General features: G+C 64.4%; 13 protein-coding genes and 1 pseudogene. 5 read left to right on the forward strand and 9 right to left on the reverse strand.

Features of this window, described 5'->3' with window-relative positions:
• Positions 1 to 198: transposase (locus ACFWAY_RS15840; protein ID WP_378511172.1), on the forward strand; the 198-nt coding region annotated here is incomplete at its 5' end.
• 160 nt (positions 199 to 358) lie between these two features.
• Here ACFWAY_RS15840 and ACFWAY_RS15845 read toward each other — a convergent pair.
• From ACFWAY_RS15845 to ACFWAY_RS15855, 3 genes are all read right to left on the reverse strand, one after another.
• Positions 359 to 502: a hypothetical protein gene (locus ACFWAY_RS15845; protein ID WP_378511173.1), complete on the reverse strand. Its 144-nt coding sequence runs from the start codon at positions 500 to 502 to the stop codon at positions 359 to 361.
• Between the two features lie 594 nt (positions 503 to 1,096).
• Entirely contained in the window at positions 1,097 to 1,369 is a 273-nt protein-coding gene (locus ACFWAY_RS15850; RefSeq protein ID WP_378511276.1) for a helix-turn-helix domain-containing protein, read from the reverse strand.
• A gap of 211 nt (positions 1,370 to 1,580) precedes the next feature.
• Complete coding sequence (locus ACFWAY_RS15855; RefSeq protein ID WP_378511174.1) at positions 1,581 to 2,861, reverse strand: MFS transporter; 1,281 nt, start codon at positions 2,859 to 2,861, stop codon at positions 1,581 to 1,583.
• A gap of 705 nt (positions 2,862 to 3,566) precedes the next feature.
• Between ACFWAY_RS15855 and ACFWAY_RS15860 the strand changes: the two genes are divergently transcribed.
• A complete protein-coding gene (locus ACFWAY_RS15860) occupies positions 3,567 to 4,361 on the forward strand; it encodes an IclR family transcriptional regulator (RefSeq protein ID WP_378511175.1) in 795 nt (264 codons plus the stop codon).
• 576 nt (positions 4,362 to 4,937) lie between these two features.
• Here the strand turns inward: ACFWAY_RS15860 and ACFWAY_RS15865 are convergent.
• A complete protein-coding gene (locus ACFWAY_RS15865; protein ID WP_378511176.1) occupies positions 4,938 to 5,150 on the reverse strand; it encodes an IS3 family transposase in 213 nt (70 codons plus the stop codon).
• 645 nt (positions 5,151 to 5,795) lie between these two features.
• Here ACFWAY_RS15865 and ACFWAY_RS15870 point away from each other — a divergent pair.
• Positions 5,796 to 6,323: a hypothetical protein gene (locus ACFWAY_RS15870; RefSeq protein ID WP_378511177.1), complete on the forward strand. Its 528-nt coding sequence runs from the start codon at positions 5,796 to 5,798 to the stop codon at positions 6,321 to 6,323.
• A gap of 88 nt (positions 6,324 to 6,411) precedes the next feature.
• Here ACFWAY_RS15870 and ACFWAY_RS15875 read toward each other — a convergent pair whose 3' ends face one another.
• Positions 6,412 to 7,134, reverse strand: coding sequence for an SDR family oxidoreductase (locus ACFWAY_RS15875; RefSeq protein ID WP_378511178.1), 723 nt, complete (start codon positions 7,132 to 7,134; stop codon positions 6,412 to 6,414).
• Positions 7,135 to 7,155: 21 nt separating this feature from the next.
• On the opposite strand from ACFWAY_RS15875, the pseudogene ACFWAY_RS15880 reads away from it, so the two are divergent.
• A pseudogene (locus tag ACFWAY_RS15880) lies at positions 7,156 to 7,461 on the forward strand (hypothetical protein); the annotation flags it as partial.
• 229 nt (positions 7,462 to 7,690) lie between these two features.
• Here ACFWAY_RS15880 and ACFWAY_RS15885 read toward each other — a convergent pair.
• On the reverse strand, positions 7,691 to 8,458 hold the full coding sequence (locus ACFWAY_RS15885) for a hypothetical protein (protein ID WP_378511279.1): 768 nt from the start codon (positions 8,456 to 8,458) through the stop codon (positions 7,691 to 7,693).
• Between the two features lie 832 nt (positions 8,459 to 9,290).
• On the opposite strand from ACFWAY_RS15885, the gene ACFWAY_RS15890 reads away from it, so the two are divergent.
• On the forward strand, positions 9,291 to 10,622 hold the full coding sequence (locus ACFWAY_RS15890) for a transposase (RefSeq protein ID WP_378511179.1): 1,332 nt from the start codon (positions 9,291 to 9,293) through the stop codon (positions 10,620 to 10,622).
• A gap of 111 nt (positions 10,623 to 10,733) precedes the next feature.
• On the opposite strand, the gene ACFWAY_RS15895 is transcribed toward ACFWAY_RS15890, so the two are convergent.
• The 3 genes from ACFWAY_RS15895 to ACFWAY_RS15905 form a co-directional block, all read right to left on the reverse strand.
• Entirely contained in the window at positions 10,734 to 12,017 is a 1,284-nt protein-coding gene (locus ACFWAY_RS15895) for a Zn-dependent hydrolase (RefSeq protein WP_378511180.1), read from the reverse strand.
• 49 nt (positions 12,018 to 12,066) lie between these two features.
• Positions 12,067 to 12,480, reverse strand: coding sequence for a gamma-glutamylcyclotransferase (locus tag ACFWAY_RS15900; RefSeq protein WP_378511181.1), 414 nt, complete (start codon positions 12,478 to 12,480; stop codon positions 12,067 to 12,069).
• Positions 12,481 to 12,568: 88 nt separating this feature from the next.
• Positions 12,569 to 13,318 (reverse strand): GntR family transcriptional regulator, encoded by a 750-nt coding sequence (locus ACFWAY_RS15905; protein ID WP_378511182.1) that lies wholly within the window; start codon positions 13,316 to 13,318, stop codon positions 12,569 to 12,571.
• Positions 13,319 to 13,320 lie beyond the last annotated feature (2 nt).

The raw sequence follows: 13,320 nt of genomic DNA on the forward strand, positions 1-13,320 counted from the left end.
AAGGCGAAGGGATCGGACGGGGGTCGGCCGCCGGCATTCGACAAGGACCGCTACCGCGAACGCAACACCGTCGAGCGTGGTTTCGGGCGTCTCAAACAGTGGCGTGGCATCGCCACTCGCTACGACAAGTACGCCACCACCTACCTTGGTGGCGTACTCCTCGCTGCGCTCGTTATTCATCACCGCGTCCGCAATTAGCAGACACACTCTAGCCACGTCTGAACGAGTACACGCAGACCGAAGAATTTGAGTCGTTACCGCCATCGGGCGTTGACCAGGGTATGGCACGCGCATTCGAGTAGTCGTCGCAACACTGTCGGTGGTGCCAGATCCTCGGCGAAACTTGTGCCGGTGTTCGCTAGTTGAGGTTCTTGTGTGGCCGGTTGTTCAGACGCTCCTCGACTTCGCGCAGCGCCTCGGGGCCGTGGACGGACAGATCGGTGCTCTTGGGGAAGTACTGCCGCAGCGTTCCGTTCGTTTGTCGTTCGCGCCACGCAGCCAAGGTGAGGCGGGATGAGCGAAGTAGATTCCCTCGGTGAACGGATGCCGAACAGATCATGGCGCCATCTGAAGGCCCCTGGTTCCAAATGATGGTCCAACGGGCATGCTCTGGGATCTGTTCGACCAGCGCACTCGGGGCCTCGGCGAAGGGTTTCGACGCGGGGCCCGCCAGGCAGATGCAAGAGCCGGACGTAGCGGCAGCACCGCTCGACGAGGTGCTGATTGAGGACCTGCTCGACCGTCCGACGATCAGATCTCCTGTCGCAGATTGCGTTGGCGCGCAGGGAGTCCACAGAAACGCTCCCAGGTAGGCGTACTTGGCCCGAATCGGCCCGCCCCAATCCCCAGTCCAGCTGCGGTTTTCGACCACATCGGGGCGTGCATCGATCGACTGGGATCGGGCGGGTGAAACGAATCCGGCGTTCGTCGGCCCAGCGGACGCTGGTCCCAAGCTTGCGGGTGGTCAGCGTGCGGCACAACCCTGACCACCCGCTGTTGTAAAGGGACTGGTAAATGGAGTCGTGGCAGTCGTGGCAGTCGTGGCAGTCGTGGCAGCTGGAGATTGGGAAACTGCAAACCCGCAGCCAACGGCGATCTACTTCGGACTCCACTCGAGCTCAAGTATTCCTGCACCTTCGCGCGAAGATCCAGGTCGTCGAGTGGACGGATCCTGCCGGGGTCGGATCGAGCGCCCCGTGGCGCGTGAGTGCGCCAGAGTGGCGTCATAGCAGCCACGATTATGCGGTACGGTGTTGCGCTGCAACTCACGATTGACCGTCGACGCCGATCGACCCAATTGCCTGGCCACCCCCCCCCGAATCGAGTGCCCCGCCGCCCGAAGCGTGGCGATTCGTTGACGTTCGAGCAGACTGGGGTATCGGGGACCGCGTCTCGCCCGCCGACCGTACCGGCGGTAGTCCGCCGTTCTCGGTCCGCCACCGACATCCGGTCTTGCGGAGTCTGGGACCTGACAGGTGGCGCCTCGGCCGACCGTAAACTGGCGTAGTTTGCCTGCAGAGGTAGACGGACTTCAGGGCTGGCGCAGCTGCTGGCAACGCAAGCCCTGAAGGACAGGTCTTCTACGACGTGATCGCGGAACGGCGTGGCGCTTCCGCCTTGAGCAATGCACTCTTGCCAGTTTCCGGCAGGCCGCGTAGGCCGAGAATGCCGATCACCGCAGAAACCGCCACCATGTACCCAGGCATGAGATTGTTTCCGGTTGACTGGATCAGGTACGTCGCGACGAAGGGCGTCAACCCCCCCACTATCTGCGCACTGTTGAAAGCGATCGCCATGCCCGAGAACCGAACGTTTGTGGGGAAAGACTCAGCAAAGAAGGTGTAGGCGACCGAATTCAACAGCACCTGCGAGATCCCCATCACTTCGAAGGCGATGATGACACCGATCGTGGTCGGGACGGCCCCCATCAGCCACATCATTGACGGAACCAGAACAGCAGCTGTAATCATCGACGCCAGGAGCACTGGCTTCCGGCCCACACGATCCGACCACAATCCAAAGAGCGGAATCAAGATCGCAATCGCCAGGAATCCGAAGCTAGTGAGGGCAGATGAAAACTTCGGCGTGTGCCCGAGTGTCTTGGTCAGGTAAGTGACCATGTAGACCACGCCGGCATATCCGTTCACGGCGGTGAATAGCGCTACACAGAAGATCTTGAACACGGTCCGAGGATTCGAGGCGATTGCCTCTTGAAGCGGTTTGGCACTGAGGTTGTCAGAATCTTTGGCGGCAAGGAACTCTGGTGAGTCCTCCAACTGCCACCGGATGTAGAGAGCGATTGCCGTCAGTGCAAACGCGACAAGGAAGGGGATGCGCCAGGCCCCGCCTGTGATCTGCTCCGGAGTGAATACGGTGTTGAGGATAAGGACTGCTCCTGCCGCCGAGGCAGTTCCGACCAATGGACCGGCACCGAGAATTCCCCCGAACAGCCCCCGACGATTCTGTGGGGCTGATTCCACGACGAAGGTCGTCGCTCCCGTGAGTTCTCCGCCGGCCGAGATGCCTTGTACGACCCGGAGAAGAAACAGTCCGACGGGAGCTAACACGCCAATGGTGTCGTACGTTGGTAGAAGCCCAATCAACCCGCACCCTGCACCAATCATGAGGATGGTAAGTATCAAGACCTTCTTACGTCCTATGCGATCTCCGAAGTGACCGAAGATCAGACCGCCTAGCGGGCGGGCGAGGAACGGTACCGCGAACACGGCGAATGTGGACAGCAAGGCTGTGCTTGCGCTCTGATTGGTAAAGAAGAGCGGAGCCAGCGTCGTCGCCATGATCGCGTACAGCGTGAAATCGTAGTACTCGATAACGTGCCCGATGGTGGCGGCTGTGATCATTCGGGTTCGCCCGCTGCGGGCAACGGCCGGGGGGGCGTCTATCTCGACTGGGGAAAGTTGATCTTCGCTGGACGCTGGCATGTAAGGACCTTTCGCATGTGTGCCGCAGGGAAGGTGTGATTCGAATAGCCTTCGAACATATCGAATCGAATTGTGACGAGCGCAACAGTAGTTCGACCAGGGTGAATCGTCAAGGGCTCGGCGACGAAGATCGGAAACCGTACGGCCACATGAGGAATCAAATTCTGTAAACAATCATGGACGAATGAACTAGTTCGAATCAGATACACTTCGAAGGATCGTTTCCAGCTGGAAGGTGATTCGGCGAGATGAGCGAGAAGAGACGGAATTCGCTTACTACGGTCTGCCAGCCCAGCTAGTCGCATGATGGTCCGCTCGGTCGGGGAGGCCGGCCGAGCGGGGTTGGGATTTCGACGCCTGAAATGGCCTCCGTCGGTGAAGGCTTTCGCGCCGCCAATGGGACTGGACTGGGTCCGGCGGAAGAATGCGTCGGGCGACGCGATCTGCACGCAAGGGTGGCGGCTACTGGGGCGGAATGCGCCTCGCCGGCGGGGCAGGATTGCGTCGACAGAGACGGGGTGCGGACTGCATCGGATCTGACAGGCGCGGGTCGAAATCGGGAAGTCGTTCGACAGAACCGTATCAGGATTCGACAATTGGCCTGGTGCGTGGCAATATAGTCGTGTGGCCTCAAAGAATAGCGATCAGGGTGCAGTTACTGAAGGTACCGCAAGTAGTGCCATCGGTAAGGCGTTCGCCGTCCTCCAGGTGTTGCGTCATTCCGCAGGGTCGATGACCCTAACCGCCATAGCCGAGGAGATCGGTGTAGCGCCAAGTTCTGCCCACTCGATCCTCGGGCACCTCCTAGGGGAGGGCGCCGTCGTACAGGTCCACGACAAGCGGTATCAGCTCGGACCTCAGCTTTTCTATCTTGGATCGGCTTTCGCGCGGAACACCCCGATCTACCGATCGACTTGGATGGAACTGGTCAATGCCGCGCAGGAGCTGGGTGTCACGGCCTCGGTCGCCGTACCCTGGAATCGACACCATCTTGTCCTCAACTCCTATCGCGGGGGGGCCTCCAATGTCGCAATTCCGTTCGGCGGGCGTATCCCGCTAGACGCGTCGTCTTGGGGGCAGGTCTACTACGCGTGGTCCGGCGATGACCTTCCCGCTGAGTTGGGTTCCTACACAAAGCGCAGCATTACAGACCTCGGTGCATTCAAGGAAGAGCTTGAGGTCACCAGACGCAACGGTTATGCGACCGATGAGGGCGAGTTTTATGAAGGTGTTGGTGGCGTCTGTGCCCCTGTTACAAGTGTTTCCGGATTTGAAGGCCTAGCGACGTTCATTGCCCCGCTGGATCGTGTCGACGAGATCGGCTTGGTGAATCTCGGCCATAAGTTGGCTCTCCTCACTGCAAGGGCCTCAATGGCTCTCGGAGATAGCGAACGTATCCGGTTCTTCGGAGAAGAATAGAGCTGGATTCTCTGGTCCAGAATTTCCGAACATTGACGCAGTTGCGACGCTCGGCGATTCTTCCTGGTCCAGTCGCCTCGGACGGAAGCGGCATTCTTTCGGCGGAATGCCGCAGTTCGGCCTTGGCATCGAATACGAAGCGGAGGCGTGCCATCGCCTGTCACTTCGGCCTTGCGGACGCGCACCGTCTCCGTCTTCAGCGACGTCCACTCGGCGATCGTGCGGATCGTCACGCGTGTGGGACGACGTAGATACCCTTCGCGCGGGAGTGCGACCCGCCACGGAAGTGGTCTGTGGTTTCATCGCCGACCACTGCAATCAGTTCGGGGTCGTACCGATCTGCGGTGCGTTCACCCAGCGTGGGTGCACGATCGTCCCGAGAACCTTCTACGACTGACCGACGCGCCCGTTGTCGAACCGGTCGGTGTGGGACGCCACCATCTACCGCGGTCCTTGCTCGCGAGGTGGTGCTCGACAGGCCGTCGAGCCTGTCACGGCAAGGATTCCCAGTGTCAATCGATTCTGCCGCTAATGGTTTGATGTGTCCCGGGTTCTGTGGAGTGGCGTCACTGGATATCAGGCCACGGGTTGGATGGATCGGCGAAGCACCTCGAACTCTATCGGAGTGCGCATGCCGAGCGTGGAGTGACGCCGTTGGCGATGTGAAAATATCTCGAGGTAGTCGAAGATCGCGTTCGCCAGCTCGATCCGAGTTCGCCACTTATTCCTGTCGAGTAGCTCAGTTTGTATTCTGCCCAGAATGATTCGATCATCGCAATGTCGTAGCATTGACCGGCTAATTGAGCCTGAGGGATCCGCAATGCCGTCCGGAATGGTTCATCACTGTCGCAGTGAACCACCTTCAGCCGCCCACGTGCTGCGTCGACATCGTCCCAGACGGCGAGCCCGACAACAGCATCGAGCCGGCCAAGGCCACGGCTGGTGAGGTGGTCAGGCGCAATCGGTGGCTCGCGGCATTTCGGTGCGCTGATCGTGCTCACCCGCCTTGACCGAGTTGTTCGTTTTTCGCGCGATGTGTGAGTGCAAGGTTGGCAACCACAGTGCCGTCGGGTGAGGCACGTCCCCGGGTCAACGCCGTGGAGCCCAACGGATTGCTCCGGCGCACTTGGTATGTCTAAGCTCGGCGTGCTGTATTTCGTGTCCGCACAACGATGGGTCGAGGTCGATTCTGGTGGAGGAGGTACGCGTCAGCGCGGCGGTTGTGGGGGATGGCGTCGGAGTCCCCGACTGCGGGCGGGAGGATCCGCTCGTTGTCGTCGGTCACTTGGATGGGCACGTCACCCCCGCCGTATGCGTCCACCAAGTTGGTCGAGGCGAAGCGACTCTCTGGTATCCCGCAGCAGGCCACCCCTGTTCCTCGTCGGTGCTGGGTTCGTATTCGTGATGTGCCACAGGAACATCCGGGTAATCGAGGTGGCTTCGTCGCCGTCGGAGCCCTGGACGACGGGGAAGCGCAACCGGCGCCGGCAAGCGTCGTTCACGACCGTGTTCGTGCGGAACTGTGCGCTGGTGAAACTGGCCGCCGCCCGCGCCAACTACGAGGTCGGTGTCCTCGACGAAGCCAGGAAGGATACGATCGGCGCGGCGTGCGAGGAGATCGCGGCCGGCACGCATGCCCTCCAGTTCCCCTCGGCGCTCGCCCGAAAGGATGCCCTGCCGGTGCGGTGTCGCGCCGATGGTGAACCCACTGAGCGAGGAAATCCACGGACGACGACGAACATCCCCACCCTGAGGTCTACAAGTCGCAGGACGAGCGCGCGCTCGAACGCGGCACCCCCTATCGAGGAATCGATCTGGGTGTACCTGATGCGCGAACTGGGACGGTACCGATCGGGACAACCGGATGAGCCCGGTCGCGACTGGATGGCTGCGGCTGCACAAGACACCGTGCCGCAGCGGCTCGACCGCATCGCCGAGCTGCTCGGCGCCAACTGGCACTGAACGAATGCCGCTGTCCTCTCTTCGCCGGCCCGAACAAAGCGGCGAGCTGCGGATTCCGTTTTGGGGATGGAGGCTTCGTGTCGGAGTGTCAGGCGAGCAATGTGCCGCCGTCGATGACGCTGACGATGCCGGTGGCGTAGTCCTGATCCATGAGTTGGATATACGCTTTGGCGGCGTCCTGTACCTCCCCGACTCGTCCGAGGGGGAGCGAGGCTCCGGTGTCGGCGTACATTTGCTGTTGTTCAGCTTCGGTCATGCCGGACCACAGTGGGCTTCGGATCACGCCGGGGGCTACGGCGTTGACTCGCAGCGGCGCCAGCTCGACGGCCAGGGACCGCGCACCGGAGGCGATAGCGCCGGCGGCAGCGCATCCGAGCAACCAGCCTGGTCCGCCTTTGAAGGCGGCGGTGCCGCTCGTCAGGGTGATCGATCCGCCGGGGCGCAGATGTGGCACGGCCAGCCGGACGGCCTCGAACGCGTAGACGACCCTCAGGTTGAAGAAGGTTTGGGCTTTCTGCGGTGTGTAGTCCTCGAGCGGTGTACTGGTGAGGGTGTCTGCTGCGGTGTAGGCGAGGTGGTCGAACTGGCCGATCTCGTCGAAGAAGGCGCGCATGGACTCGGTGGACGATGCATCCACAGAGTGCCCGACCGCGTTGTCGGGCAGCTTCTTCAGTGCGGCGGTGACCGAGTCGGGGTTGCGTGAAGCGACGACGACGGCCGCCCCGGCTTCCGAAGCCGCTTGGGCGACTGCGAGTCCGATGCCGCTGGTGCCGCCGAGGACAACGACACGGCTCGCGGAGTTGAGTGACATAGGGGGTTCCCTTCTCTCGATATGGCTTGGAGTTGTTCTTCACCCCCGACTCAAGCTCTGCCCTCGCAGCTCGTGGGGGTGGTGCGTCTTCGGCGAGTTGCGTACGAGCGTAAAAGACCGCATCAGGCGGTTGCGGCTCCACGGGCCGAGCCGCCACCACCGGATCGGCGTGTGCACCGGTGCCGGCTCTTCCGGACGCATTGCTCACCTCCAGCAGGGTTCCGCTTCTCCTCCTTCTTCGATTGTGCGACGGACGTCGAACTGCGGCCCGCCGGGCAGGTCGCCGCGACGATCTCGGCGTTCCCCAAGTCGGGACGGTGGTTCACCGGTCTCGGCGGCCCGGCCCGACGCGTCGTGCAGCGTGTGATGGCGCGGCGTTATCTCGATGCGCTGACCGACGAGGACCGCGCGGGACGTCGAAGTGCGGACGCCGCCATCGTGAGCGCCGCAGCATCCTCCGCGAGCGCGGCCCGCCAGTCTGGCATCCGCCGGCCGGCCCACTGCCGCCACCACGCGCCGCCGAACGAGCCGGCGAGGGCACCGACAGTTCCGATGATCAGGGCCGACGCCGTGTCGACCCGGTCGCGGCGGGCCAGCGCCGCGGCGCCTCCGCCGCCTGCGATGAGTCGTCCGGTGAGCGCGGGCGGCGAGAGGCGCGACGGTACGTTCGGGTTCTTGTCGGCGACCAGTTCGGCGCCGACGAGGCGGTCGCGCCAACGAGGCGGGCCCGGTGTGCCGAGCCCGGGGCACCCGACAGCAGTACCGCCGCGATGCCGGTGGAACTGCGGAGACCGCTGGCCACGCCGATCACGGCCGACCGGACGGTGCTCGACCGTTCCGCCGCCCGGTCGGTCCGGTGCCCCGTGGTCTCGTCCCGTTGCCGCAGGACGGTGGTGACGGTGGCGCCGTAGACCAGATGCGGCACGAGGTCGCTGAGCCAGTCCTGGGCGGTCCACCGTCGCGGGTCGCTGATGCCGCGCAGGGCGATCGGGATGTCGGTGGCCGCCATCGCGGCGAGGCCGATCCCGATAGTTCCGGCGGTCGGGGTCAGGTGGGCGCCGGCCCGGCGGGTAAGGGCCGCGGCGACACCGAGTCCGGTGCCGACGGCGATCCCACCGAGCGCCCCGAATGCCGACCGCCGCGCCGCGAGCGCCTCACCGCGTCCCGGTATCGCGACGCCCAGGGCGGATGCAACGGACTCGACCGTCTTCTCCGGGACGGTGCTTGCGGGGCGGCCCCGGATCGCCATGTCCAGGTAGGTGACGGCGTCGAGCATCGTGGTGCCCGCGGCACCTGCGACGATGCCGGTCGTGACAGCGTTCATCGACATGCCTCTCTCGCGTGATCCGACGACGGGGTCGTCCTTCCCGGCAGCATCCCCCGGCGGCGTACCGGGCAAACGTGGCCGGGGGATCGTACGCGAGGCGAAGAGGGGTGAACGCATAACGTCCCGGAAGCGGCGGAGGCAAGGGCTGCTGCACCGATGCGAGCGCTCCGCTATGCGACTCGAATCGGTGGCCGGCGAGTTCGAAGGGCTGCGCGGTCGGGTTGGGGGCGTGTGCGGCGCGGTGGCTGCTGTGCACACGCCACACGGTCGTTCCGGCGTTGAGCGCGGTGCGGTCGGAGTAGACCCCGGCCGGTGGTTCGATATGCGGCATCAGTCGGGCAGCACCGCGGAGGCGAGCCGCTCGAGCTTTGGCGGGCCGCGGGGTCGGGATCGGCGGCGAGGTCGGCCGGGGTCCGCCCGTCGGGCAGGCGCGTGGAGGGGGGTCAGCCACCACGAGGCCAGACCCCAAGGGTCGGCGGCGGCGTCGAGGAGCACGTTGATGCGGTGACGGCCTCGCGGACCGAGGCGGTGGCGTCGTCGAATTGGAATGCCGGATACCGGTAGCTGTTGCCGACCGTGAGGGCGACGATCTTGCCTGCGGTGCGGTGCGGTGCGGAGCCGTGAGGCGAGTATCTGGTGATGGACGCCCTTGGCCATCGAGAGCTTCGACGAGTTCCTTAACCGGACTTGCGAGTATCTCGACTTTCGCACTTTCTGGGGCTCGGTGACCGTTCGCGGAGGTCGTCCGTGACTGCTGATACCTGTGTTTCTCATGAGGTCGTCGGCGTGTCTGCGTGATCTTGGTCCGACCATGTGAGAAGCATCGGCGATGGACTCGCAATCCTCACCGATGCTTCAGGCCCTGACCCTACCTGCCTCGTGGCGGATGTTGCTGGAGAATCTCCGTCCGGTGTTCGCTCGCTCGTCGACGTTCGGGTTGTTCGTGCTGCTGGCCACCGGCCTGGTCGCACGTACCACACGGCGCACCGTGGTCGGCATGCTCGCCGGCACCGGGATGGCCGCGGTCATCTCGTTCCACTCGGCGTGCCGGTTCTTCTCCCATCATGTCTGGGATCCGGATCGGCTCGGGCTCGCGGTCGCGCGACTGATCGTGACCAGGTTGCTGCCCGCACACGCGCCGATCACGGTCGCGGTGGACGACACCTTGTTTCGCCGCTGGGGGAAGAAGGTGCATCATGCGTTCTGGACTCATGACGGTGCCGCGCAGGGACCGTCCAAGCTCGGTCGGGGCAATCGGTGGGTGGTCGCCGGGATCGTGGTGCGGCTGCCGTTCCACAGCCATCCGGTGTGCCTGCCGATCTTGTTCCGGTTGTGGGCGGGTAAGGGCACCGCGTCCCCGGTCGAGCTCGCCGGTGTGATACTCACCGTGCTCGTGGATGCTTTCCCAGACAGAGGGATTCACGCCGTGGGCGATGCCGCCTATCACGGCACGCCGCTGCTGGTGGCGGGTACCACGATCACCACCCGGCTCCCGACGAACGCCGCCCTCTACGCCCCGGCACCGCCGCGGACCGGCCGTCGCGGCCGACCCGCGAAGAAGGGCGCGCGTCTGCCCGGGTTGGCGGCGCTGGCCGAGGCCGCGGTCTGGTTCACCGTCACCGTGCATCGGTACGGCCGCACCGACACTGTCGCCATCGCGGTGACGGATTGCCTGTGGTACGGCGCGTTCGGTGACGCGGCCGGCCGGTTGGTGCTCGTCCGCGAACCCGATGCCACGACCGGCTACGACCTCGCCCTGTTCACTACCGACCGTGACGGTACCGGTGAACACCTCGTCGAACGCTATGCCGAGCGGTGGAGCATCGAACCCGCCAACGCCACCGCCAAACAATTGCTCGGCGTCGGTCAAGCCCGTAACCGGGTGCCCCGCGCCGTGGAGCGCACGGTGCCGTTCGGGTTCCTCGTCCAGAGTCTCGTCGTCGTCTGGTACGCCACCTACGGCTACCACCGGGACGACCTCGCCGGCCGTCACGCGGCCGAACCCTGGTACGGCCAGAAGACCGAACCCGCCTTCGAAGACATGCTCGCCAAACTCCGCAGAACCCTTGTTGCGGCACGATTTACCGGTGTTCGCCCAGCACAACCCGATCTTCACAATTACCGCGACTTCGAGCTGGCCTGCGCCGCAGCCGCCGCGTAACCGCGAAAGTCGAGGAGTATGCCGTGGTCAGGAATAGTCGGTAATTCGCGTGGCGCTCCGGCGGTGGCCCAGTATGAATCCGGTGGCTCGTGCAGCTGCGATCTGAGTTCTTCAGTTGCCCCGTTGGGACGATCCCCACACCGGGAATGCGGATACGTGCGTGATGTCGCGTCCGTCTGCGAGCAGCAGCGTTCGTAGCAGGACGTCGGCACCGAGAACGAGGTCGCCGGGATTGCTGGTTTCGTGGGGGGAGTGGCTTATTCCGCCGGTGCTGGGTACGAAGATCATCGCCATCGGTCCAAGCCTGCTCATGATCTGAGCGTCGTGTCCGGCGCCGCTGGGGAGTTCCTGAGACGGCGCGCCGAGTGAGTTCGCCGCGGCAGCGATACAGCGTCGGAGGGAGAGATCGGCGAGCACCGAACTCGTCGCAGAGCCCGGGTGGAATTCAATCGTGGTTCCGGTTTGCCGTGCAACGACTTCGGCGTCAGCGGCCAGCATGTGCAGTGCGGCAGTGATCTTTTCATCGTCCGTGTCGCGGAGGTCGATTCCGAGAACCGCCTCTCGCGGGATGGTATTGCCGATTCCGGGCTGCACTCTTACTCGCCCGGTCGTTGCAACCCGTACGTGTCCGTCCACAGCCAGGGCTTCGACGGCAAGTATGAGGCGCGCCGCGGCGACCGCCGCGTCCTGCCGATCGACCATCGGGGTGGTTCCCGCGTGGTTGGCCGTGCCGGTGACGACGACGTCGACCTTCGACTGGCCGGTGATGGCAGTCACCACTCCGATCGGATGGCCGGACTGTTCGAGCAGCGGACCCTGCTCGATGTGCATCTCGAGGAATCCCGCGACATCCGCAGTGTCCCATTGGGCCTTAGCGATCCGCGCGGGATCTCCTCCGGCGCAGGCGATCCTCTCCGACAGCGTCACCCCGTCGCCGTCTGCCCGGTTCAGGTCGGCGGCGGTCAGTGCACCGGCGATGGCTTTGGCTCCCACCATTCCCGGAGTCCCGCGAGCCCCCTCCTCGTTACTGAAGGCCACGACCACGAGATCATGGGCGAGTTCGAGGCCGTGCCGTTGGACGGTGTCGGCCGCTTCGACGGCGGCGAGGACCCCGTATGCCCCGTCGAGTGGCCCACCCTCGGGGACGGTGTCGAGGTGGCTGCCGAGCACCAGCGCTGTCTGGTGGCGTCCGGCACCGGGCAGTCGGCCGATGAGGTTGCCGGCCGGGTCGATCCGCACCGAGAGACCCGCTTGTGTCATCCAGCCGGCGACGAGGCTGCGCGCTCGCACGTCCTCCGGGGAATACGCGAGCCTGGTGACGCCGCCGGCGGGGTCTGCGCCGATCGCAGCGAGCTGGTCGAGCCGGGTCAGGAGCCGATTCCCGTCGATACGCACGTTCCTCGGCTTTGCCTCCTGCTCCTGGCTGTGAGATCGGTGCATGTCGTCAGACGTCGAGGTCGAGGAGAGGGCGGGCCCGCTCGTTCGCTTCGAGATGGGCTTGATAGGCACGCCACCCGCCGAGATCGGCGATGTCGACGACCTTGTCTCCGGCCACCAGTCGCTCGGGCTGCAGGATCATGGCATTCACCGTGGAGGAGTCCTCGAGCTCGATCCAACCCAATTCCAGTTCTGCGGGTTCTTGCGGGAGAAGCCCGTCGATCAGCAGTTCGTCGGTCATTTCGTAGAGCTCGCCGAGGATCGCGGCGCCATCGACATCGACGGGAAACAGGCCCGGAAATTCGTCCCGCACTGCGAAGAATCGGAAGTTCGGGGCCGTTCGGATCGTGCAGATGAAGGTGGCACCGTCGATGGCCGAGTGGTCCTTCTGGCCGGACATGGCCGTGCCGTTCAAAAACATGCGTCGCACAGGTAATCCTTCTCTCTCTTTTGCTCGATTCGGGGCGACGCCCCGATCTAGTTGTCGGCCCCTCGACGGGGGCGACCCATCAAATCCAGTCCGGAGCACCGAGCTCCTCGCCGAGTGTTGCGTCGTGGTATGACGCCTTGGCGTCGGTAGCGCTGTGCTGTGCGTGCCGTTTTGCTGCCGCTACCGCGCGGTCGACGTCACCGCTGGAAAGATCGGCCAGCAGCTGACGGTGCTGTTCCACCGGGGGGTGGGCTCGTGAGGGCTGTCGGTAGCTCAGATCGGCTGCGACCTCGAGATACTGAAGCAGATGGTTGTCGAGAAACGCAGCGAACCGGCCGCCGAATGCGATGCGGTAGATCGAGGCGTGGAACGCAAGATGGACCTCGCTGAACTCGGTGGAAGCGGGGCCCGCTGTGGCGATCACTCTCTCCATCTCGACGAGCAGCAGTTCGGGCCCGTCCCACAGTTCGGGCTTCGCGGTTTCGCAAGCGAGTTGTGCCGCCAACGCGTCGAGGTTGGTGCGGACCAGAAACAGGTTCTCGATGTCCTCCATGTTGACCGCCCGGGACCACAGTCCTCCGCGTGCGCCTCGTTCGGCGAACCCGTCGCTTTGCAGGCGTCGCAGTGCATCTCGGACTGGGGTGCGGCTCACGCCCATTCGAGCTGCAAGGTCCGTCTCCAGCAGGCGGGTACCGTCAGGGATCTGCCCGGTGGCGACCGCCCGTCGCAGCCGACGGTAGACATGGTCGTAGGTGTGTGTGCGGAGCTGCGAGGAGAGCGCGCCGATCGACTCGAGGCCGGAACTGTCGTCTGGATTGCGAAGTATCATCG

Origin of the sequence: Rhodococcus sp. NPDC059968 (assembly GCF_042738615.1) — a bacterium.
Lineage (GTDB): Bacteria > Actinomycetota > Actinomycetes > Mycobacteriales > Mycobacteriaceae > Rhodococcus_F.